Below are 21,993 nucleotides of genomic sequence, written 5' to 3'. Positions count from 1 at the left end.
CGATGATCGGCTCGCCTTCCGCATCGTGATAGTTTAGCTCGTTGAATGCGGCGATTCTTCCCCGCATGGCCGCGATCGAACTGGCGGCGCTGTAGCCAACCGGCGTCACCAGGCTTATGCAGGCAACCCAACTCATGACAGGCGCCGTCGACTTTTCAGGGCTTCAATTGCCGCGCCCAGTCCAGCGTAGTGTGGTTTATCATCATCATCCGGGATGAGATTAACGCCAATCTCGACCTGCTGCAGTTTGACGAATTTGCGCGGAACCTTCGTGCTCACGCGGCCCACCAACACGATCTTGCCTTCGTGCGGCACGATGTTCAACGTGTCGGGCACGAGGGTCTTGCGCTCAATGCGGTCTTCGTAAACAAACCGGACCGGCACCGAGAGCCTTGGCAACCTAGCCGCGAAGCGCCCTCTTTCAGTCATCCCTAGGCAGCCGAAAACCATTCCTTCGCTAAGCAGATCAAGCCACTGATCTTGTGGCGCCGCCTGGAAATAACGGTCATCAAAATCCGGCGGCAAGTAGGGAAAAATATTGTCGAGCCAGTGCTTGTCATAGGTGCCCGCATATTGCGCGCGCTGTTTGGCGAAGCGCGGCACTGGGCCGAAGCCGATCGGCTTCACGCGGTCGTTCCAGATGCGGACACGCGATTGCGGATGCTCCACGCATGGCAACAGGACGCCATCGGGATTGGCCTGGTTCACCAGGAAGCCGGTGCCGATGGGGTTCACGCCATCGCCATGCGGCTTCTCGGGATCTGTCCTGTCAGTTCCGCCGAAAGTGAGATGCCACGCAAGCGGCATGCTGACAAAGGGCGTAGTCCGTGAGGCCTGCACACCCAGGCCTGTCTTGAACCAGCGCCTTTGCCCGGTGAGGATGGCTCGTTTATCGATGCCAGGCCCGATCAGCGCAACTTCCATCGATTCCACCGGACGGCCGATTGGTGTGACCGCCCGGGCGTCGAGCAGCACTTCGCATTTTGGCTTGACCGGAACGAAATCGCTTTCGACGCGTACCGACGTCGTCTCGGGGTCGCCGTAGTGCGTGTCTGCAAATACAAAAGGCGATTGCTCCTTCGCAGGTGTGCAGTTGCCTTGCTCGTCGACGTCGTATGTCGCGCGAACGACCGCGACGCAGAACTTCACGCAGTGCTTATCCTGATAGGGAAAAGTCTCGGCGAGAAACGGGGTGGTGTTCTGGCTGACGAACATCAACTGGTCTCCCAACTAGCCGCGAAGATCTGCTCCAGCGCCGGCTGCGGCGCCTGCGGATCGACGTCGAAGATATCCGTGCGCGCGGTCCACATGACGAGATCGTCGATGATATCGCCCTGGCCATCGGCAAGCGGAACCGGCAGGGCTGTCAGGGCGGCATCCAGCTCGTCGGGCGTCAATTCACCCCGTTGCGCTGCGAAAGCGGCTTTCTCGATGCCTTCGAACCAGACATCGGCATAAGCAAGCTTCAGCGGCGCTTCGGCAAGCCGCGCGACAACGCTGAGCGGAAACCGCCTGCCGACCCTGTCGGCGCTCTGCAGCACGATACCCGCGGCGGCGCCGAAGGAAGCAGGACCGCTGAGGAAGCGCAAAGCGATGTCCGTCGGCCAGTTTTCAAGGCCGAACAGCGGCACGATGTGTTGCGCTAGCCAGCGGTCCCATATGCGCACGAAATCGCCCGGCAGCCGCCGCGTCACGAAATCGCCGGCGGCGGGCATCTTGCCGTAGAAGCCGGGCATGTTCAGATCTGCGGCGGACATGTGAACTTCTTGAACATCTCGAGCGTGTAGGGATTCTCGACGCTGGCCGCCTTCAGCTCGAAATCGGCATACATGCCTTTCGTGCCCAGCCGCAGGCTGTAGACGTCGGTGAGCTTGGTGCCGGCGAATTTGCCGCCGCGCAGCATCCTCAGCCATGCCCAACTGCCGGTTTCGTTGAGCATCACCTCGGGCGAGCCGTCGACCGGCTGGAAGGCGAGCGAGATCACACCGGTTCCGTCCTTGCCGGGCCACGTCATCGGCTGCGGCCTCGTCGCGTTGTTGTAGTAGACGAGGTTCTGGCCATCGAGGTTGAGCGTCACCCGCGCCACGTTGGGCGACAGGTCCTTTGGTTCCAGCGTGAAGTTCATCACCGGGCCGCTGCCGCCCGGGAAAAGGTCGTCGCGGATGTGCCTTGCCTGCTCGAAAGCCGGCAGCGCCGCAGGATCGAGGCCGAAATCGGCGCGCCATTTCCAGGGCTCGCTGGCGGTGTCGACATAGTTGATCAGGTGGTCGTTGATGAAGGCGTCGATCAACCCGGCGGGACCGAACAGACGCTGGAAATCGCGCACATTGACATCCACCGCGCTGTCGGGGCTGAAGGGATAGCGGTTGTTGAGCGCCGCCTGGCAGAAGGGCAGGATGTCGGCGCGCCAGATGGCGTTGAGCTCGTTGGTGACGGCCTTCTGCGACAGCCCGCTGGTGTCGCCGGCAATGCCGCCCAGCCAGTCGTTGATCGGCGAAGGCAGGATCTGCGCCTGCCTGGCCACAGCTCCCGTCAGTTCCGCGAGGCCGCCCTGCTTCTTGATGGCGTCCTGCGGGTTGGGGTTGGCGGTCACCGTCTGCAGCACGTTGGAAAGCGCCGTCAGCGCCACCACCGCGGCGTCGAGCGCCGGCGGCTGACCGTCGACTTCGGCGATGGTGCCCTTGAGCGGTTTGAAATGCGCGGCCACCAGGCTGCCGGTCATATCGACCTGATCGGCCGAGCCCGCGCGGGGCAGCAATTTCGCTCCCGTTTTCACCACCTTGCCCAATTTGCCGAGCTTGCTGAGCAGCTTCGAGCCGGTCTTTGCGGCGCCGCCACTCTTGTCATCGGCCGGCGCGTCGTCGGAACGGGTGAGATCGACTTCCTGCACGACCGCGGTAAGCAGCCGCTTCAGCGCGGAATCGGCGCTCGAAAGATCCTTGAGGTTTTCGCTGGCGACATTGAGGTCGGTCAGTGGCGCCAGCCGCATGTCGCGCAGGAAACTGTCCCACTGCGCGATGTAGTCGTCGTAATAGAGCTTCAGAATGTCCTCTGACAGCGCCGATACAGAGGTCTCGGAATTTTCCGAGCAACCGCCGGCGAACACCGCCCGGTCGAGTGCCGCCTGCGCCGCCACATCCTCGAGCCGGTCGAGGATCGCATCGTGGAAACCGGCATAGGTATAGGCGCCGGGAACGCCGACACGCAGTGTCTTGTCGGAGCGGCGCGCGAACACCTTCGCGCCGTTGGGCCCGGCGAAATTGGCTGGCAGCCATTCCTTGACGGCAGCCACTTCCGGGTCGGCGAGCAGCTGCTTGTAGGCGCGCTCCGGCAGCGAGATCGTGCAGACCGTCTTCAGCGCCTCTGCGACCAGCTCTTTGTCGGGGGCGATGTAGCTGTCGTCGACCGCCATGCGGCGGATAGCGGCAAGCTGGTGTTCCTCGGCGTCGGCGGTAGGGAAGGGCGGGGCGGGCGCGAATTCCGGCAGGCTGTTCACCCACCAGTTCTGCGCGAAGTCGGCGTCCATCTGCGACAGGCCCGTCATCATGCGATAGGTCTTCAGCGCGCCGAGCATGAAGTCCGGATCGCGGATCTGCCGCCACATCGTCGCCTCGAGCAGGGCGACCATGTGCGGCTCGAGCACGTTGCGCAGCGCGTGGTCATAGGTGTCGGTCTGCGCGCGCACGAGTTCCGCCGAGGCGGTGGGCCCGAGCAGATTGTGAGCCGCGTCCGGCGGCGTGGTGCGGGCCGTCGCCACCGCGTCCATCGCGGCCAGCGCTCCATCCATCGTCGGCTGCTCCACCGATGCCGGTGCGGCTGAAACGTCGGTCAGCGGCGCCTGCAGCGCCTCGAACTGGCCGGCCTGCTCGGTGATGGCATTGCGGTTGTCGAGATAGGACCAGGTGAACAGTCCGCAGGCGAGCAGGGCGGCAAGCGCGCAGGCCGTGGCCGCGCCGCGCCAGATCCAGGCGCGGCGGCGCTGCGCCAGGGGATCGAACGTGCCCAAGCCGGCTTCCTTGAAGATGACTTCGGTCAGAAGATTCCGCAGGAAGAAGCTGCGCTTCTCGACGCGCGGCGCCAGCATCGCGCGGCGCGGCGGCAACCCGAAAGAGGAGGACAGTGCCGCGGTCAGCCGGTCGATCGGCGCGCCTTCCTGCGTCGCCGACGTCAGATAGAGGCCGCGCAGCCAAGCGGCTTCCTCGTAGCGGCTTTCGCCGAACATCGCGTCTACCAGCACCTGGATCGGCTCGGAGAGGCTGGCGAGCTGGGCCGGGAAGCGGAAGATTTCGGCGCGCGCGCCAAGCTTGTCCTCGTCCTCGAGCTTCGGCACCAGCCGCCGCTCGAGCTCTGCCGCAAGCGTGGCGATTTCCTTTTCGACGGTCTTGGCGTCGATGCGGGCATCGAGCGGGAAGGTCGTTCCCCACACCTGTTCGCGGGCGGCGGTCGACAAGCCGCCGAAGAAGGCTTCGAAGCCTTTGATCAGGTCGGCCTTGGTCAGCATCAGGTAGACCGGCAGGCGGATTTCGAGCCGGTCGTTCAGCTCAGCCAGCCGGCGACGGATCTTGCGGCCATGCGCCTTGATGGCTTCGTCGCCTTCCGAGAGCACGTCGATCGACAACGCGACGATGACGCCGTTGAGCGCGCGGCGGCCCCGATGCTTCTTCAGAAGATCGAGGAAGCCCAGCCATTCCGTCGCGTCGACATCCGGCTGGCTCTCCTGCTGGACGTAGCGGCCGGCGGTGTCGATCAGCACCGCGTTCTCCGAGAAGAACCAGTCGCAGTTGCGCGTGCCGCCGACGCCCTGCAGGTCATCGGTGAGGTCGATCGGGAAGTTCAGGCCGGACTGCCGCAGCGCCGTCGTCTTGCCGGTGGCCGGCGGTCCGACGATGACATACCACGGCATCTCGCGCAGGAATTTCCTGCCGCCGAGCTTGCGCCGCTTGAGCTCCGCCATCACCTCGCCGAACTTGGCGCCGACCGCCGCCACGCTCTCTTCGCCCGGCGTAAGCTGCTTTTCCTGCACCGGCGCCGCGATCTCGGCGACGAAGAGGCGGTTGGCGCGGATCGCGCGCCGCTGGGCGATGATCAGCCAGATCAGCCACAGGATGATCAGTCCGGCGATGATGGCGATGCGCACATTGTCGGATTCGAACGGCGCGTAAGGGCCGACCTGGACGATCGGGCCGAACACCCAGATCAGCAGCGAAAGCAGCGCTATGCCGATCAGCGTCCAAAGGAAGCGTGAGGTCAGAACCGCCCAGAGGAAGCGCAGGATGAACATCACAGCCTCTTCTCGACCAGGACCTCGACGCGGCGGTTGAGCGCGCGGCCCTCGCGCGTGGCGTTGTCGGCCACCGGATCGGTATCGGCACGGCCTTCGGAATGGATGCGCTCCTGCGGCACGCCGGCCTGCACGAGAAGGCTGGCTATGGTCTCGGCGCGCGCTTCCGACAGCCGCTGGTTGGACGAAAGCGGATTGGATTTTTGCAGACGCACGTTGTCGGTGTGGCCGACGACGGTGATGTTCCCGATCAGCTCCTGGTTGGCGAGGATCACCTTGGCGATCGACTCGATCAGCGGCTCGTAGCCTTCTGTGAGCGTTGGCCGCGACGACTGGAACAATTCGGGGTTGGAGGACTGGATGACCAGCTTGGCCAGCGACACGCTCTCGGTGCCGCTCAGCGCCCCCTTGAGGCTATCCGGCGCCTCGGCCTTGAATTCCGGCAGCAGCGCGAAATCGACCGGCTGCGGCGGTTCCGGTTCGGGAGCATCCGGTTTGGGCGGGGCGCGGGTAACGTCGCCACGCGAGGGCGGCGGCAGCGTGCGGACCAGTGCGGAGAGCTCGACCGCCTGGCTGCTCAGCCCCATCGACAGACCGATGTAAGCGGCGGCGGCGATGACCACGGCCGCAAGCGCCATCACCCAGATCGGCACGATGAAGCGCTGCGGCTCGTCGGACGCCGTCACGCCCTTCCAGTTCGGCGACAGCGGCGCGTCTTCGGCGTCGGCATTGCGCAGGAAGCGCGCCGCCGCCACGCGAACGGCGTTGAGCGAGCGGTCGCCGGCGCGGCCTGGCACGCGATACTTGCCGCGGAAGCCGAGCGCCAGGCAGTAATATTGCAGCTCGAGCATTTCGCGGTCGCGGTTCGGGTGCCGCTCCAGTTCGTCGAGACGCGAGAAGAACTGCGTGCCGGCATCGACGTCGCCGCGCAGCATCACCACCAGCGGCTGGCGCGGCCAGGCGCTGGCGCCGCCCCAGGGCGTGTTGAGCGCGAGGTCGTCGAGCAGCGCCGCCACCGCCCAGGCGGCCTGGTCGGCCCGCTCGAGCGAAGAGCCAGCCGCCATCGCGGTGTCGCGCGCCCGGACCAGCTCGTCGAGCAGGCGCGTGCGCATCACTTCCGGATTCTCGGGCGCGAGCGCGCTTTCGAGCTCCGGTGCGAATTCGAGCAGCGGCGCGAATATGTTGATCAGCGTGTTGGGATGGGCACGCGCCCGCTTTACCGGCGCGCCGGGCGAAAGCGGCGCCATCGGCCGGGGCGCGGCCCCCGTCAGCCGGATGCGCGTGCGTTCGCGATCCTCCGACAGTCCGAAGGGATCATCCCGGCTCATGGCCTCACCTGTTCACCGAATAGCAGTCGACCTGCGGCTCGCTCGGCAGCACACCGGAAACGCCGATGACGAAACCGGGAGCGTCGAGCAGCGAGGCCCAATGCTCGCTCTTCTGGTCCAGCTCCAGGCACAGCCGGTCGCCGTCATAGGGGATCTCGCGCGGCTGCGAGTGCAGCGGCTTCAGCGGAATGCCGGGCAGGCGCGACTTCCACAGGCCTTCGAACTGGTCGGCCGACCCGACGGTCGCCTGGTTGACGAAGATCTTGCGCAGCGCGTCTTCCGACAGTTCGGAGCCGACGCGGATGACGATGCGGCTGGCGACCAGAAGCTTCGGATTGTCGATGCGGACCTTCCACACATTGGTCGCATGCCGCATGACCGGCAGCGCGCGCGATTTCGGCTCGATGTAGCGCAGGCTGAGGATCAGCGAGCGCAAGGCGTCGGCAAGCGCCATGTAGGCCGGTCCAGGCGCCATATGGTCGTAGGCCGGCAGCTCGCCAAGCCTCCGCGAGCTGGAGCCGTAAGTCGCCATCTCGCCGGCGAGACCGGCAAGCTCGAGATAGAGCTCGGCCGGATGAAAGACGTCCTGCGCCAGCATGTGCGCGAGCCGCGGCCGCGCGGCATTGGCAAGGTGGAGCATCAAAAGGTCCTCGACGCTGCGACCCGGCCCGCCCATCACCATCTTGCCATGCGCCTCGGCGATCTGGTCGAGGCCGGTGACCACCTCTTGCAGCAATTGCCGGTACCAGGCGACCGCGCCGGTGATCAGTGTCGGCGGCAGGAAGCTCTCGTCGAGCGAGACGCCGCCGTCGGCGCGAACGCCCTTGATGTCGGCGACCGGCAGCGCGGTGTAGCCGCCGACCGATTTGCCGGGCGCAAGCAGCACCGCCTGCGGCCGGGCGATCTCGATCTCTTCCGCATCCGCACCGCCTTGCACGGCATCACGCACCGAGACGATCTTGCCGTGATAGCGCGCGCCGGTCGACGCGGTGTGCGCCGGATCGAAACCGACGCCGCCGGGTGGCTCGAGCGGCAGCGCGACCAGCACCGGGCCTGCACCCGTGTCGGCCGTGACCGGCAATGGCTTGGGCGCGTCCATCAGTTCCGGAATGGAGAAGGGCGTGCCGTCCGGGAAAATACCCCGCGCGGACACGATCGAAACCTGGCCGGCGTCGAGCAGCGACTGGTCGAGCGTCAGCTGCTGGAAGCCGAACGTATGGAGCTGGCCGGCCTGCAAGGCGCCGCGCACCATCCCCTCGAAGAACCGGTCCTGCTGCTGGAAGTGCTGGGTCCTCAAGAAGAGCCCCTCGGACCATAGGACCCTGTTTGTGTCGTTCATGCTGCTGCTCTCTGCACTGCTACCTGTTGTCTCTCCGTCAGGCGGAAATGCCGCCCTTGCCGAGGCTGACGTTGATGGTGAATTTCGACCCTGGCGACACCGACTTGGTGGTGCGCCAGTTCCTGCCGCCAGGTTCGCGGATCAGCGCGACGAAGCCGAGCGCCGTCGCGTTCGGCTCGACCGTGATGGTCTTGGCGGCGGTCTTGCCCGGCGCGACGGAGATCGTGTCGGATCCGATGAGGTCCGCGCCGAGCGCCGAGCCCGCATCGCCTTGCAGCGCGAAATAGTCGGCCGAATTGAACTTGCCGGTGCTGGCAAGCCGCATCACCAGCACGGTCACCGGCCGATCGCCGCCGCCCGGTCCCGGATTCATGCCTGCGCCACCGCTCACATTGACCGAGATAACCGATGGTTTCGGCGGGCCGCTCTGGCAAGCCGCAAGCAGCCCCGTCGCGCCGAGGGCAACGATGAATTCGCGTCGATCGATCATGTCCTACTCCTCTTCGTAAGCATCCCTGAAGTCCGCGCCGATCTCGCCCAGGAAGCTCGATTCCGCGCTTTGGGCGATGTCGCGATGGCGTTTCTGGTAAAGCTCCCACAGTTTGGCGCTGCGCCCGCCCGAAAGCAGGTTGCCGATCGCAGAATTGGATTTCAGCTCTTCCTCGATCGCGGCCGGATCGAACCGGTCGATCATGCGCCGAAGCGCTGCCTGCACGCCGCGCCAGGCGCGCACATGGTGCTGCGCGAGGTCGCGCACCGCATCGCCGATCGCCGCTTCGCCGGAGAGGAAGCCGGGGCTGCGCTCCGAGATGATGGTGACGATGACGTCCTCGACCGTCGGCAGGAACTTGAGCGGATTGACTTCCGAGGCCCCGACCATCGTCTGGGCGACGCGGGCGCTTCCCTTTTCCTCGGCGCGCTTGCGCAGAAGCTGCATCAAGCCATCCAGCATCAGCCGGTATTCGCGCCCGAACTTCTCCATTTCGGCGACCGCGTCGCGGCCGGGAAAATCGGCTTCCTCGACACCCATGCCGCGCAGGAACGCAGCGCGAAGCGCCATCTCCGAGGCAGGGGCCGCGTGTTCCGGGCGGGACGGCTTGGGCGCGGAAGCGGGGCGCGGCGGAGCAGGGGGCTCCGCAGCACGCGCCGGCATATCCCAGGGATGGGCGGCCTGCGGCTTGTCGGCCAACTGCTCGCCACGGCCGGCCGGATCGGCGCCGTCGGTGGAAGCAGGCGTCGCGGCCGGCCCGAAGCTGAAATCGTCATCGAAGCTGGACGCTTTCGGTGTGGGCTCCGCTGGATCTCTGGGCGGCGGCATGTCGCCGAAGCCGAACGGGTCTGACCGGCCCACCGCCGCGTCGTCGCTCGAGGCTGGCGTCGCTACCGGGTCGAGGCTGAACGGGTCGTCGAAGGCGGGCGAGCTGCGCTGGTTCGAGGCGCGGTCATAGGCGCCGGGCACGGGCTGCTCGAACGGGTCCGGCAGATTGGCCGGACGCGGCCGCCGCGGTTCTTCCTCGACCCTGGCCGAAAAGAAGTCGTCGCCGCCGATGCTGGGCGAAGATCGCGGCTGTGGCGGCGGCGACCATGCAGGGACCGAATGGTTGGCGGCCTGGCCGACCGACGTCTGGCTCGCGTTCGGCTGGACTTCGACATAGAGCACGTAGTCGCCCAACCTCAATCGCATGCCGCTCTGCAGTCGCGTCGACCTGCCGGCGCCGAGCGGGCTGTCGGAATCGTCGATGAAGAGCCCGCTGCTCGAGGTGTCGGTGACGAAGTAGCCGTCGCGGCCGCCGCTGATCTTGCAATGCGCGCGCGAGACGAACATGTCCGGATCGTCGATCTGCCAGCCGGCGTCGGCGCTGCGGCCGATCACCAGCTCGCCCTCGTCCAGTCGGGTCTGCCTGACCACCTGGGAGCGCGGGCCTTGTTCCAGCGTCAGCAGCAGGCTCATCAGGCCGCCTCCGCCATTTCCGGCCGCCAGCCGACGATCGTGCGCAGCTTGAGATCGTCGGCGTCTCCCTTTTCGGCGGGGCGCGCGAGCCAGGAGGTCCGGCCAAGCTGGACGGTTCCGATCCTTGGCGGCGGCACGGCGTCGCGTGCAAGCACGATGCGCAAATCGACATCGAGCGCCTCGCCGATCATGTCGCGCACGGCTTTCTTGAAGATGGCGAGGCGCCGCTCGCCGGGCAGGAAGGACTTGAAGTCATCGAGGCTGAGCGGACCTATGCGCAATTCGATCCGGCTCTGACGGCTGAAGACGCGCGGGCCGATCGTCGCCCCACGCCCGAGCGCCGCATAGGCCTTGCCGACGCGGCTCTGCAGCGCCGCCGGTATGGTGATCCAGGCGGCGACGAATTCCTTGATCTCAACCGGCACCTTGAAGGCCGTGGCGAGAAACAGCGTCAGCCGCTCCGCGCCGTCGACCTGGTTGGCGAGCGACCCGGCCTGACGCAGCCGCACCGTGTCGAGTTCGGGATCCTGGGTGCCGGGAAGGCCGATCCCCGCCATCGCTTCCAGCATGGCCCGGATGCGTCCGCCGACCGAGCGCTCGACCTGCACCGCCGGATGCGCGTCCGCCCAGGCCCGGTAGTAAAGCGCGATCATCCGGTGCTGCAGGATGTTGACGAAGTCAACGAAGGTCGTGTCGCTGGTCTGCTCCGCATCGGCGCCGGTAAACCAGCGCTGCGACAGCCGGTCGAGCACCCAGCGCGTCAGATGCAGCGGCATCGGTCCTTCAGGTCCCAGGAGTCCCAGATTGGCGACGGTTATCCGCGCCGGGGCCTTTTCGCCCGCCTCCTGGAATTTGACCACGTCCCTGGCCGAAAAGCTCAAGCGCACATGCTGGCCGAGCCGCGCCGGCTCGCGACTGGCCTGGCCGGAATAGCCGAACAGTCCGCCCCTCTGCTCCAGCCGGCGCAGCAGCTCGAAAAAGTCGAAGCTTTCCGACAGCGCGCCGAGTCCCTCAGGCGCGGCCCCGCTCGGGGTGGGCGGCGCTAGATCAGGTAGCGATTGCCGGGCGTCATCGGCCATGGCACATCCTCCTGCTTCTGCAGCAGTCGCGTGCGCGTCCGCACGAAACCGTTTATTCCGGCGTGGCGGGCAAACAGCCGCGCAAGCAGGGCCGAAAGCAGCAGCGTGCTTTGCCCCGCCAGCACCGACTGGTCGACATGCAGCGTCACTTCCGTGCCCCGCCCGAAGCACATCGGCCCGTCGATCTTGAGCCGCTCGATGACCGGGCGCGAGTCGATGCGCGTGATCGAATGCACGTTGCGGGCAAGGCTTGGATCGCCGCGGTCGGCATAGAGATCGAGCAGCGCATGCAGCGGATCGACGCCGCGCCCCTCCTTGGCGAGGCTCAGGAAATTGAGCGAGAGCTGCGCCACCAGCCGCCAGGCGAGATTATCGGCGCGGGATTCGCCCTCGGCGCCCGCCGGCAGCGAGGCCGGGATCGCCGGCTGCGGCGGCCGCAGCGCGCCGAGCAGCCTGACCGCCTCGACCGGATCGGCCGTCTCCAGCGTCAGCGTCGGTGTGTCGTCCAGGATCGGCAGGTCGCGATTGGTGCAGAGCGCCATCACGTCGAGGCGCTTGAGCGGCCGGTTCGCCGGGCTGCCAGCAGGGCGCGAGACCGCCAGGAAAACGTCGTCGCCGGTGTAGGACGTGCGGGTCAGGCCCTCGCGCCGCTCGTCTTCCGTTGCCCGGCGCGGGCGCCGCTCTGTCGAATAGACCCAGCCGCTGCCGCGATTCTGCCCCAGGCTGAAAAGCTCGGGAATTTGCGCCTCGCCGCCTTCCGCGTCGGCGTCCTCGACCCGGGTGATCCGAAAGACCTCGAAATCGCGCGCCCGGGTGCGGTCGGCGTGCACCACCTGCCGGGTCCTGCGCGGATCGATCTCGATGACGTTGCATTCCCGCTCGAAGAGATTGATGAGCGGCGTCGCGAATAGCTCGAGATCGGCCGGCGTCACATCTGCGAGCTCGGGTACTGGGCGGCGGAACAGGAAGATGATCTCGATCCCGGCCTCGCATTTGCGCACCACCGGCTGCAGTCCGGCGACCCGCACATAGTGGAAACGCTCCGGGATCATGAAATATTCGCGCAGCAGCCGGTAGCCTTCGAAGGTCGGACGAGTACGCGGCATCAAGGCTTCATCGTCGCGGATGCCGACCATTTCGGGCTCGGGCAAGGCCGAGAGCGGGTTGGTCTTTCCCTCCGCTCGGGCGCCGACTGCCGAGCAGGCGCCGAAGATCGCGTCGAACAGAAGCGGCGCCTTGGTGCGCCCGGCGAAATAGAGGTCGAGACGGTCGAGCGACAGCTCGCTGAGCTTGCCCTTTCCGGTTCGGGCGAGCGCGATGCGAAACGCCGCTTCGCCGCGCACGCCGCCGATCGGCGCGATGCCGGCGGCAGCCAACGCGCTGCGGTCCTGGAAATAGCTTACAGAGGTGATCGAGATCGGCCACAGTGTGACCTCTTGCGCGGTGGTGAAGGTACAGCGTGTCGAAAGCCCCGGATGCAGCCCGGAGACCAGTCGCGTGCCGCGCGCGACGGCGTGGCCGGCAATCATCGACTGCACCTGCTGGCCGGGTTTCAGCACGGCCATCGCCGTTGCCGGCGCCGGCGTCACCAGGTCCGGATAAAGCACGTCGAGCACGGCGCGCGAGAAGCGCGAGCGCTCGGCGTCCACCTTCAGCCGCGTGCGCGCGGCGAGGAAGGCCACGCCGTCGAGCAGCCGTTCGACATAGGGGTCGGGGCAGGGGACGGTGTCGAGGGAAAGATTGCGGGCGACCGCCGGATGCATGTCGGCGAATTCCGCGGCCAGCGCCCGGATATGGGTCAGTTCTTCTTCGTAATATTCGACGAAGACCCGATCCATCTCAGGTCTCCCGGAATTCGGTTCGCGCCAAGCCGTTGTCGAGATTGATCGTGGTGCGCAGCCGCATGCGTTCGGGCGTCGGCGTCATGATCAGCACGGCATCGATCTCGATCTTCAGACCGACGCTCTTGTCGCCGAGGGTCACATTGACCGTCGTGGCGCTTTCCTTCAGACGCGGCTCGAAAGTTGCGAGCACCGCGCGGATCTCGCGTGCCAAGGTATCGCGGTCGAAATCCCGCGACGAGCGGCCGGAGAAGGACGGCACGCCATAATTGACGACGCTGCGCCGCACTTCCGGGAAATCCGCGAGCGACGGCAATTCGTCCAACGGCTGTTCGTGTTCGGCGTCGGAGAGCATCGGAACGGATTCAAAACGCTCGGTGTTGAACAGGGCTTCGATGTCGCGCCGGACGGCTTCCCTGAGCACCCGCGCCGACACCACCACGCCGCGGCTTTCGATCTCGGCGCGATGCTCGGTCTGGAAGACAAGCCGGTGCAGGCGCCGCTTCTGGTCGGCCGTCAATTCCGCATCGGCATCGATGGCGCGCGCGCTGCCGGCGAGAAGAGCCTCGACGCGCTCGGCGCCGAGTTCTTCTTCCAGCAGTCGGCGCAGCCCGTCGATCTCCGAGGTCAGCCCGGGCAAATCGTTGATGAGGCGGTCCCAGAGGGAGGGCTGGACCGCCTCGCGCTTTGCCCGGGAACTGCCGGCAAGCTGCGCTTTCGCACCAGGCCGTTTGGCCTCACTTGCCGACATAGACATCCATTTCGATCTCGTCGTCCTTGTCATAGACGAACTTGATCTTCTTGTAGGCGAAGCTGACTTCTTCCTCGATCAGGTCGGCCTCGTCGTTGGCCTGCCGCATATCGTATTCCATGATCGAGGCGTCGGTGAGCGTCACCACCAGGTAGTCGCTGGTCTCGCCGTCGATGGTGCGGCGCGCCGAAAACACCACCTCGTCGAGCGCCTTGTTTTCGAACAGCGCCTTCTTCAGGTAGGGAGACGACTTGTCGTAGTGCTTGGTGAATTTGATCATCCCCATCGACACGCGACCGCGCCGCGACAGCGAGTTGGGGTCGTAGGGCGCGATCATCTTGTAGTCGACGCCATGGATCTCGATCTCGTCTTCATGGCCGTCGCGCTTGCTCGGGCCCTTGATGTCCGGGACTTTCAAAAAACCATCGATCTTCATTGTAGGCCCATCCGTTCTCACTGTTGTCGGCATTGTCTTTCTCCACCGCTTTCAAACGAAACAGATCACTATGCTTGCTATTTCAGCCCTTCACTGACGGCAGTTCGGACACCAGCCGGAGCGAGGCGTTGATACCTTCCAGCTGGTAGTGCGGACGCAGATAGAAACGGGCATTGTAGTAACCGGGCCGGCCTTCGACGCTGTCGACCTGGACTTCGGCCGCGGCGAGCGGGCGCTTGGCGCGCGCCTTGTCGTCGGCAAAGGCAGGGTTGGCCAGCACGTACCGGTTGATCCATTCGGTCAACCAGATCTGCATGTCGGTGCGTTCCTTGAACGAGCCGATCTTGTCGCGCGCAATCGCCTTCAGGTAGTGCGCGAAGCGCGAGACGGGGAAAAGGTAGGGCAGGTTGGCGCTGAGCCGCTCGTTCGACTGCGCGTCGGGATCGACCAGACGGCCGGCGCGGGTCTCGTCGTCCTGCAGCGAATGAGCGCCGATGAAGGCCGCAAGGTCGGTGTTCTTCCGGTGCAGGATCGGCATCAGGCCGAGCTTGGCCAATTCCGCCTCGCGCCGGTCGTCGATGGCGACCTCGGTCGGGCACTTCATCGCGATCGACCCGTCATCGGTCGGGAAGGCGTGCACCGGCAGGTTGAGCACCGTGCCGCCATTCTCGACGCCGCGGATCTGCGTGCCCCAGCCATAGAGCTTGTGGCTGCGGTTGATGTTGACCCCCATCGGGAAGGCGGCGTTCATCCAGACATATTTGTTGTGGTCGCCCCCCACCTCTTCCTCGAAGGTGAATCCCTTCACCGGAACGGTTTCGGTGCCGTAGGGCAGGCGCGCCAGCACACGCGGCATGGTGAGGCCGATATAGCGGGCGTCCTCGCTCTCGCGCAGCGACTGCCACGAGGCATAGGCCGGGTTGTTCACGATCATCGCCAGGTCCTGCGGATTGGGCAGTTCCTGCCAGCTGTCCATGCGGAACAGGCGCGGCGAGGCGGCGGCGATGAAGGGCGTATGCGCCGAGGCGCAGACGCCGGATATGTTGCGCAGCAGCCCGACGTCGCGCGGATGGTTCGAGAATTCGTAGGCGCCGATGATGCAGCCGATCGGCTCGCCGCCCAGCATCGAATACTCGTCCGTGTAGACCTTCTTGAAGATCGGGCTCTGGTCCCACATCTGGCCTTCATAGTCTTCGAGCGTGTCGGCCAGCTGCTCCTTGGAGATGTTCATCACCCGGATCTTGAGCTTGGTATCCGTCTCGGTGTTGTTGACGAGGTACCAGAGGCCGCGCCAGGTGCCTTCCATCTCCCGCACTTCCGGCGCGTGCAGGATCTCGTTGACTTGCGTCGTCAGCAATTTGTCGATCCCGGCGATCAGCGACTTGATCGACTTGATCGCATTGGACGAGATGGTGGTGGTCTCGGAGCGCGACTGCGCCGCCAGCGCCAGGTTGCGCACCAACTGCTGCAGCTTCTCGCTGTCGTCCTTCTTGACCTTGAAATCCTTTTCCAGGAGTCCGCTGAATTCGCCGAGATCGATTGCTTCCGCCTCGGCGGTGGCGGCTGCGGTCTTTTGCTGTTCAGCCATGACTTACTCCTCGCCCTTGCCGTCAGCCATCGCCTGGCTGGCGATCTTGCTCAGCAGCGGCTCGTTGTTCAGAAGCTGCGCGATGCGCTTTTCGGCGTCGACGCGCCCGTCCATGAAGCCCAGCAGCTCTTCGAGCTGACGGCGCATCTTCAGGATCTCCGCCAGTTGCGGGACCTGCTCGGCGATCTTGTCCGGGGCGAAATCGCCCATCTTGGAGAAGGTGAGATCGACCGCGAGCTCCTCGTCGCGCTCGGCGCCCTCGGCTTGCGGCAGCGTGTTCTTGACCCGCGCCTTAACCCTTGGCCCCATGGCCTCCATGAATTTCGGGAAGCGGTTGGCGTCGGTTTCGACGAAATTGCGGTCGAGCACCGACTTTACCGCTTCCTTGGTCTGTGAAGCGCCGGATAGATCGGCCATCACGGCCATGACGAACGGCAGTTCGATCGTCGTCGGGCTGCCGTAGGTCTCGACGTCGTAGGCGATCTGCACGCGCGGCGCGCGGTTTCTTTCGATGACCTTCGCTTTGCTCTCTGCTGGCATGCTTGTTACCTTTCATCCTTCTGGGCCGGCTTCTTGGGATCGGGGACACCGGCAAGCAGCCGGAACTCCTTCAGCCCCGACGGGGCGAGATCTTCCATCAGTTCCACGAAATCCATGTGCACCATGCGCCGCACGCGGCGGGCGAGATGCGGTATCGGGCTCGAAGGCTCGGTGCGATCATAGAAAGCGACGACGAGATCGAGGCATTTGACGACGTCGTCGCGCGAGGTGATCCGGTCAGGCAGCCCGACGCCCGGTTCCGCACGGCTTGCGATACTTGCCATCGTTTCGGCTCCCATCGCTTCGGCCCCTTCCGCTCGATGACCGTTTCGGGTAGGCGCTGCCGGTTCCTGCGGGACCGGCTTTGCGGCTCCGTTTCCAGCAGTGCCGGCGGACGAATTCCGCTCCAGCGTCGTCAGCAAACGCTGCAGGAACCGTTTCAATTCCGGGACGGTCGGGCCATTGCCTTCGATACGCTTGTTGAGCGCGGCGTCGACCTCGTCGAGGGCTGCGATCGCCGCGCGGGCGTCGGCGAGCAGCGCGGCCATCGCGTCGCCGGCCTGGTCGATGTGTGCCACGCAGCCGCTGCGCACCCGGTTCAAGAGCTGGCTGTGAGCGGTCGCCAGCGCCGCTTTTTCGGAAGCTCCCAGTCCGGAAGCCGCTTCCTGCAGCATGATGCGCTCGTCGAGCGCGCCCTTTTCCAGGTCGCGTCCGCTGATCGGTCCGACTTGGCGCGGCGAGAAGAAGATCATCTCGCGCAGGTTCGCCAAGAGGCCTTCCTGGGCATTCTGGAGGTCGAGCAGGGCATTGATGCGGCGCAAGGCGGCGTCGCGCGGCGGCGCGTTGGCCCGCACTGCCGGATGCATCGTGTCCCAGTACTGGTCGAAGGTCCTGGCGATCAGCGTCAGGCCCTGCGCGAGGCCTGCCAGCCTTTCCTCGTTGGCTAAAGCGCGCGCCACGATGACCAGCAGGCGCAGATCCCGGCCGCGGGGGCGAAGCTCTTCCGCCTTCTCGAGGACGGCCGCCCAGTCGACCGGGCTGGATTGCGAGACAGGCTTGCTGTTGCCGTCGTGGACGACCTTGACTTGCGGTTCGGTCAGACGCTCCAGCTCATGAAACGCCGGGTCGTTGCGCAAGTCCTCTCCCGACGGATTCTCACCGTTCAGAGGATTCAGCCAGAGTGCGAGATCAATCACACTAACCCCCAGCCAGCGGCCCTGAGACCCCTATGTGACGCGACGTTATCACATGGCCTCACTTTATCACAATTGAGCACTCGCTCAAAAACTAACGGAAGCTAAACGCGACCGGTTTCTTCGGCGAAACCCATTGCGCGATTGTCGGACCGGGTATGTGAAATGGCTCGCATAGCCCGGACGGTAATCCGGTGTTTGTTGGGTGAGTTTGCAAGGCTTGTGTAACCGGGCGGTGCCGCCTGGATGAATCCAAACGCCTTATCCGTCACACGGCTTTGTCAAGCCGCCGCTTATATGGCAGGGTACGGTTGGCAGGTTGCGGGAGCAGGTTCGATGGAACAGCGCCGGTCATCGCAGAGCTTCAAGCGTAAGGAACTGGTCGCAAAGCTCAACGCCACGGGGGTGCGCGCCTTCAAGGCCGCAGCCGACACGGCCAAGCTGCGCGGCAATCCCTATGTCGAGCTCGTCCATTTCATCCAGCAACTGGTGCTGTCCGAGCGCTCGGACGTGCAGATGATCCTTGCCGATGCCGGAGTGGACGCAAGCCGGCTTTCGGCGGATATGACGCGCGCCATCGACAAGCTGCCTTACGGCGCGACCTCGGTGGAGGAATTTTCCGACCACATCTTCCACGCCATTCAGGAAGGCTGGAACCTGGCGACGCTGGAGTTCGGCGTCGAGGAGGTGCGCAGCGCCCATATCCTGCTTGCCTGCCTGAAGACGCCCGTTCTGGAAGGCCTGGTTTCCAAGATCAGCGCCGAGTTCGACAAGATAGATGCGGACGGCGTCGTTTCCCGCTTCGCCGATGTCACCGAAGGCTCGTTGGAAGCCGGCTCACCGCCCGCCGCGGCCGCCGCCGAGACTCCGCTGAAGCGCGGCCCGGGCGGGGATTCGGCGCTGGCGAAATACGCCACCGACCTCACCCAGCGCGCCCGCGACGGCAAGATCGATCCGGTAGTTGGCCGCGATCCGGAAATTCGGCAGATCGTCGACATCCTGATGCGACGCCGGCAAAACAACCCGATCCTGACCGGCGAGGCCGGCGTCGGCAAGACGGCGGTGGTCGAGGGTTTCGCGCTCCGCATCGCCCAGGGCGACGTGCCGCCGACGCTGCAGAACGTCAGCGTGCGCATGCTCGATGTCGGGCTGATGCAGGCGGGCGCCAGCGTCAAGGGCGAGTTCGAGAAGCGGCTGAAGGCGGTAATCGACGAGGTGCAGGCCTCCGAGACGCCGATCATCCTGTTCATCGACGAGGCACACACCCTGATCGGTGCCGGAGGTGCCGCGGGCACCGGCGATGCGGCCAATCTTCTGAAGCCGGCGCTGGCGCGCGGCGAGCTGCGCACGATCGCGGCCACGACCTGGGCCGAATACAAGCAGCATATCGAGAAGGACCCGGCGCTGACCCGCCGCTTCCAGGTGGTCAAGATCGACGAGCCGTCGGAAGCCGTGGCCGTGCTGATGCTGCGCGGCGTCGCCGGCGTTCTGGAGCAGCACCACAAGGTGCAGATCCTGGATGAGGCGATCGAGGCGGCCGTTTCCCTCTCGCACCGCTACATCCCGGCACGGCAATTGCCGGACAAGGCGGTCAGTCTTCTCGACACCGCTTGCGCTCGCGTCGCCGTCTCGCAGCATGCGACGCCCGCGGAGGTCGAGGACATTCTGCGCCGCCGCCAGGCGCTGGAGGTCGAGAGCGGTATCATCGGCCGCGAGGCGGCGATCGGCATCGACGTCGCCGACCGGCAGGCTCGCGTCGACGCCGGGCTGGCGGAAACCGAGACGACCTTGGCCGCCGCCCAGGCGCGCTGGGATCGGGAAAAGGCGCTGGTGGCCGAGATTCTCGACCTGCGCGCCAAATTGCGCGGCGAAGGCGTGCCGCTCGATGCGGCTGCGGCCGAGGAGGGCGCCGAGGAAACCGCAGGGGCTGAGCCGCCTGCATCCGGAGCTTCCAAGGCGAAGGCGCCTGAGAACAAGGCGGCTGAAACAAAGCCAGCGAAATCCAAGGGTTCGAAAGCCAAGCCGACCAAGGGCGAGGCGGCCAAAGCCGAGGCGACCGCTTCGGAGACGATCGCCGAGGGATCGGCGGGTTCAACCGCCGACCTTGCGCGGCTGCGCGAATTGATGGCGGAACTCGCCGCGGCGCAGGGCGAGACGCCGCTGATCCTGCCGTCGGTCGATCGCAACGCGGTTGCCGCCGTGGTGCAGGACTGGACCGGCATCCCGACCGGACGCATGCTGTCCAGCCAGACCGAAAAGGCGCTCAGACTCGCCGCCACCCTGTCCGAGCGGGTGGTCGGCCAGGACCATGCGATGGAGATGATCGCCAGGCGTGTGCAGACCAGCCGCGCCGGCCTCGGCGCCCCGGAAAAGCCGGTCGGCGTGTTCCTGCTCTGCGGTCCGTCCGGCGTCGGCAAGACCGAGACCGCGCTGGCGCTCGCCGAGACGCTCTATGGCGGCGAGCAGAACCTGATCTCGATCAACATGTCCGAGTTCCAGGAAGCGCATACCGTCTCGACGCTGAAAGGCGCGCCGCCCGGCTACGTCGGCTACGGCAAAGGCGGCATCCTGACCGAAGCGGTGCGCCGCAAGCCCTATTCGGTGATCCTGCTCGACGAGGTCGAGAAGGCGCACCCGGACGTGCACGAGATATTCTTCCAGGTCTTCGACAAGGGCATGATGGACGACAGCGAGGGCCGGCGCATCGATTTCAAGAACACGCTGATCCTGCTCACTTCGAATGTCGGCTCGGACGTCATCATGGACCGCACGAGGAACGGCACCGTGCGGACCGGGATCGACGACCTCGACACTGCCTTGCGCGCGCCGCTGCTGAAGGTGTTCCCGGCCGCCTTCCTCGGCCGCGTCGTCACCATACCTTACTATCCGCTCTCGGATGCGATGATCGAGGCGATCACTCGCCACCAGTTCGGCAAGATCGCGCGGCGGCTGAAGGCAACCAACGATGCCGAACTGGTCATCGGCGACGGCGTCATGGACCTGGTCAAGGCGCGCTGCACCGAGATCGAATCCGGCGGGCGCATGATCGACGCCATCCTCACCAACACGCTGCTGCCGGAGCTGAGCCGCGGCGTGCTGAACCGCTCGCTCGAGGGCGCCAAGATGACGAAGGTCACCGTCGGAGCCTCGGCGGAAGGGTTTACGTATTCGTTCGAGTAGCGGGGCTCTGACGCACAAAAAAGTCTGCGCCATGTCACGTTGGGCGGGTTCTCACTCGTCTTTGAGGTCGGAACCAACGAAAGGAACCGACCATGACTGCCAGACTTGATCCCCTTGCCGCCGCCCCGTCGCTGATGAAGGAGTGGCACCGCGCCTCGCTCGTGATTTCCGCCAGTCTCGATCCGGCGCTTGCCGAGCTCATCGAGATCCGCTCTTCCCAGATCAACGGCTGCGCCAACTGCATCAACATGCACACCACCTATGCCCGCGAGCGCGGAGAGACCGAACAGCGTGTCTATCTGCTGGCGGCCTGGCGTGAGGCGCCGTGCTATACCGACCGCGAGCGCGCCGCGCTTGGCTGGACCGAGGCGCTGACGCGGATCAGCGAAGGCCATACGCATGAGGCCGCCTATGAGGCGCTGAAGGACCATTTCACCGAGGAGGAACGGGTGAAGCTCACCCTGATGATTAACATCATCAACGGCTGGAACCGCATCGCGGTTGGCTTCGGCGGCTTTGTCGACCCGGCTGCGGTGAAGGCGGCCAATGCCAAGGCTTCCAACAAGGTGGCCGCCGCTTGATGGCGAAGCCGGCATCCGAGGGTGCGGCGGCATTCGAGCCGCTGCGCCCGAAGCTCATGCGGGTCGCCTACCGCATGCTCGGCTCGGTGGCCGATGCCGAGGACATGGTGCAGGAGGCCTTCATCCGCTGGATGAGGGCCGACCGTGCCGAGGTACGCGAGCCCGAGGCTTTCTTGCGCCGCACGGTCACGCGGCTCTGCCTCGACCAGCTCAAGTCCGCACGCCACCAGCGCGAGACCTATGTCGGCTCCTGGCTTCCCGATCCCGTCGTCGAAGACGACGAGGCGGACGACGTCACCTTGCCGCTGATGCTGGCGCTGGAGCGCCTGTCGCCGCTCGAGCGGGCGGCCTTCCTGCTGCACGACGTGTTCGGGCTGCAATTCGAGGAAGTGGCAACCGAGATCGACCGCGATCCGGCGGCCTGTCGCCAGCTCGCCGCCCGCGCGCGCAGCCATGTCCGCGAGGCGCGGCCGCGTTTCAAGGTCGAGAAAGAGCGTGGCCTCGAGCTTGCCGAGGCCTTCTTCAATGCCTCGCGCAGCGGCGACATGAAGGCGCTCGGCGCCATGCTCAGCGCCGATGTCAGCGCTCATGCGGACGGCGGCGGCAAGCGCCCGGCGGCGATCGCGCCGGTCTTCGGCTACGACGCGGTCATCAAGCAATACGAGACCGTCGTCGCCTGGCTTAGGGACAATCGCTCGCAGCTCGTCCGTTTTGGCTTCATCAACGGGTTGCCGGGTTTCATCACGCTGGAAGCCGACGGCGAGTTGCAGACCACCGCGCTCGACATCGAGGACGGCAAGATCACCGCGATCTATGTGATGCGCAATCCCGACAAGCTGAAGCATCTGCATTAGCAGTCGCAACTGGCCGAGAGACCCTGCAAGGCTGCCGACGGAACCTTTGTT

Annotated in this window: 17 protein-coding genes; 3 read left to right on the top strand and 14 right to left on the bottom strand. The window is 65.6% G+C overall.

Annotated elements, in window-relative coordinates:
• Window positions 1-132: 132 nt before the first annotated feature.
• The 14 genes from P9236_RS05200 to tssA form a co-directional block, all read right to left on the bottom strand.
• A complete protein-coding gene (locus P9236_RS05200; RefSeq protein ID WP_278073515.1) occupies window positions 133-1,215 on the bottom strand; it encodes a DUF2169 domain-containing protein in 1,083 nt (360 codons plus the stop codon).
• Window positions 1,215-1,757, bottom strand: coding sequence for a type VI secretion system-associated protein TagF (gene tagF, locus P9236_RS05195; RefSeq protein ID WP_278073514.1), 543 nt, complete (start codon window positions 1,755-1,757; stop codon window positions 1,215-1,217). The genes P9236_RS05200 and tagF overlap by 1 nt, the downstream gene beginning before the upstream one ends.
• On the bottom strand, window positions 1,739-5,281 hold the full coding sequence (gene tssM, locus P9236_RS05190) for a type VI secretion system membrane subunit TssM (RefSeq protein ID WP_278073513.1): 3,543 nt from the start codon (window positions 5,279-5,281) through the stop codon (window positions 1,739-1,741). The genes tagF and tssM overlap by 19 nt, the downstream gene beginning before the upstream one ends.
• Window positions 5,281-6,609, bottom strand: coding sequence for a type VI secretion system protein TssL, long form (gene tssL / locus P9236_RS05185; protein ID WP_278073512.1), 1,329 nt, complete (start codon window positions 6,607-6,609; stop codon window positions 5,281-5,283). The genes tssM and tssL overlap by 1 nt, the downstream gene beginning before the upstream one ends.
• A gap of 4 nt (window positions 6,610-6,613) precedes the next feature.
• A complete protein-coding gene (tssK, locus tag P9236_RS05180) occupies window positions 6,614-7,948 on the bottom strand; it encodes a type VI secretion system baseplate subunit TssK (protein WP_278073511.1) in 1,335 nt (444 codons plus the stop codon).
• 37 nt (window positions 7,949-7,985) lie between these two features.
• Entirely contained in the window at window positions 7,986-8,438 is a 453-nt protein-coding gene (gene tssJ / locus P9236_RS05175) for a type VI secretion system lipoprotein TssJ (protein ID WP_278073510.1), read from the bottom strand.
• A 3-nt stretch (window positions 8,439-8,441) separates the two neighbouring features.
• Window positions 8,442-9,899, bottom strand: coding sequence for a type VI secretion system-associated FHA domain protein TagH (gene tagH / locus P9236_RS05170; RefSeq protein ID WP_278073509.1), 1,458 nt, complete (start codon window positions 9,897-9,899; stop codon window positions 8,442-8,444).
• Window positions 9,899-10,978, bottom strand: a complete 1,080-nt coding sequence (gene tssG / locus P9236_RS05165; RefSeq protein WP_278073508.1) for a type VI secretion system baseplate subunit TssG — start codon at window positions 10,976-10,978, stop codon at window positions 9,899-9,901. Before tssG ends, tagH begins: the two co-directional genes overlap by 1 nt.
• Entirely contained in the window at window positions 10,942-12,816 is a 1,875-nt protein-coding gene (gene tssF / locus P9236_RS05160; RefSeq protein WP_278073507.1) for a type VI secretion system baseplate subunit TssF, read from the bottom strand. Before tssF ends, tssG begins: the two co-directional genes overlap by 37 nt.
• A gap of 1 nt (window position 12,817) precedes the next feature.
• Entirely contained in the window at window positions 12,818-13,570 is a 753-nt protein-coding gene (gene tssE, locus P9236_RS05155) for a type VI secretion system baseplate subunit TssE (RefSeq protein ID WP_278073550.1), read from the bottom strand.
• Window positions 13,557-14,006, bottom strand: a complete 450-nt coding sequence (locus tag P9236_RS05150) for an Hcp family type VI secretion system effector (RefSeq protein ID WP_188131293.1) — start codon at window positions 14,004-14,006, stop codon at window positions 13,557-13,559. The genes tssE and P9236_RS05150 overlap by 14 nt, the downstream gene beginning before the upstream one ends.
• An 82-nt stretch (window positions 14,007-14,088) precedes the next feature.
• Complete coding sequence (gene tssC, locus P9236_RS05145) at window positions 14,089-15,594, bottom strand: type VI secretion system contractile sheath large subunit (RefSeq protein ID WP_278073506.1); 1,506 nt, start codon at window positions 15,592-15,594, stop codon at window positions 14,089-14,091.
• Between the two features lie 3 nt (window positions 15,595-15,597).
• Entirely contained in the window at window positions 15,598-16,134 is a 537-nt protein-coding gene (gene tssB / locus P9236_RS05140) for a type VI secretion system contractile sheath small subunit (protein WP_278073505.1), read from the bottom strand.
• Between the two features lie 5 nt (window positions 16,135-16,139).
• Window positions 16,140-17,330 (bottom strand): type VI secretion system protein TssA, encoded by a 1,191-nt coding sequence (tssA, locus tag P9236_RS05135; protein ID WP_278073504.1) that lies wholly within the window; start codon window positions 17,328-17,330, stop codon window positions 16,140-16,142.
• 333 nt (window positions 17,331-17,663) lie between these two features.
• On the opposite strand from tssA, the gene tssH reads away from it, so the two are divergent.
• From tssH to P9236_RS05120, 3 genes are all read left to right on the top strand, one after another.
• Complete coding sequence (gene tssH, locus P9236_RS05130) at window positions 17,664-20,507, top strand: type VI secretion system ATPase TssH (RefSeq protein ID WP_278073503.1); 2,844 nt, start codon at window positions 17,664-17,666, stop codon at window positions 20,505-20,507.
• A 92-nt stretch (window positions 20,508-20,599) separates the two neighbouring features.
• Window positions 20,600-21,088, top strand: coding sequence for a carboxymuconolactone decarboxylase family protein (locus P9236_RS05125; RefSeq protein ID WP_278073502.1), 489 nt, complete (start codon window positions 20,600-20,602; stop codon window positions 21,086-21,088).
• The gene (locus P9236_RS05120; RefSeq protein WP_278073501.1) at window positions 21,088-21,942 is read left to right on the top strand and encodes a sigma-70 family RNA polymerase sigma factor; all 855 of its coding nucleotides are present in this window, start codon (window positions 21,088-21,090) and stop codon (window positions 21,940-21,942) included. Before P9236_RS05125 ends, P9236_RS05120 begins: the two co-directional genes overlap by 1 nt.
• The last annotated feature ends 51 nt before the right edge of the window (window positions 21,943-21,993 follow it).

It is taken from the genome of Mesorhizobium sp. WSM4884 (genome assembly GCF_029625675.1).
Classification (GTDB): Bacteria; Pseudomonadota; Alphaproteobacteria; order Rhizobiales; family Rhizobiaceae; genus Mesorhizobium.
This window is presented reverse-complemented; position numbering and strand designations above follow the sequence as displayed.

Excerpts from the sequence above, each read along its gene's own strand:
- P9236_RS05200 (WP_278073515.1), bottom strand. The coding sequence starts at position 1,215 with ATGTTCGTCAGCCAGAACACCACCCCGTTTCTCGCCGAGACTTTTCCC.
- tagF (WP_278073514.1), bottom strand. The coding sequence starts at position 1,757 with ATGTCCGCCGCAGATCTGAACATGCCCGGCTTCTACGGCAAGATGCCC.
- tssM (WP_278073513.1), bottom strand. The coding sequence starts at position 5,281 with ATGTTCATCCTGCGCTTCCTCTGGGCGGTTCTGACCTCACGCTTCCTT.
- tssL (WP_278073512.1), bottom strand. The coding sequence starts at position 6,609 with ATGAGCCGGGATGATCCCTTCGGACTGTCGGAGGATCGCGAACGCACG.
- tssK (WP_278073511.1), bottom strand. The coding sequence starts at position 7,948 with ATGAACGACACAAACAGGGTCCTATGGTCCGAGGGGCTCTTCTTGAGG.
- tssJ (WP_278073510.1), bottom strand. The coding sequence starts at position 8,438 with ATGATCGATCGACGCGAATTCATCGTTGCCCTCGGCGCGACGGGGCTG.
- tagH (WP_278073509.1), bottom strand. The coding sequence starts at position 9,899 with ATGAGCCTGCTGCTGACGCTGGAACAAGGCCCGCGCTCCCAGGTGGTC.
- tssG (WP_278073508.1), bottom strand. The coding sequence starts at position 10,978 with ATGGCCGATGACGCCCGGCAATCGCTACCTGATCTAGCGCCGCCCACC.
- tssF (WP_278073507.1), bottom strand. The coding sequence starts at position 12,816 with ATGGATCGGGTCTTCGTCGAATATTACGAAGAAGAACTGACCCATATC.
- tssE (WP_278073550.1), bottom strand. The coding sequence starts at position 13,570 with ATGTCGGCAAGTGAGGCCAAACGGCCTGGTGCGAAAGCGCAGCTTGCC.
- P9236_RS05150 (WP_188131293.1), bottom strand. The coding sequence starts at position 14,006 with ATGAAGATCGATGGTTTTTTGAAAGTCCCGGACATCAAGGGCCCGAGC.
- tssC (WP_278073506.1), bottom strand. The coding sequence starts at position 15,594 with ATGGCTGAACAGCAAAAGACCGCAGCCGCCACCGCCGAGGCGGAAGCA.
- tssB (WP_278073505.1), bottom strand. The coding sequence starts at position 16,134 with ATGCCAGCAGAGAGCAAAGCGAAGGTCATCGAAAGAAACCGCGCGCCG.
- tssH (WP_278073503.1), top strand. The coding sequence starts at position 17,664 with ATGGAACAGCGCCGGTCATCGCAGAGCTTCAAGCGTAAGGAACTGGTC.
- P9236_RS05125 (WP_278073502.1), top strand. The coding sequence starts at position 20,600 with ATGACTGCCAGACTTGATCCCCTTGCCGCCGCCCCGTCGCTGATGAAG.
- P9236_RS05120 (WP_278073501.1), top strand. The coding sequence starts at position 21,088 with ATGGCGAAGCCGGCATCCGAGGGTGCGGCGGCATTCGAGCCGCTGCGC.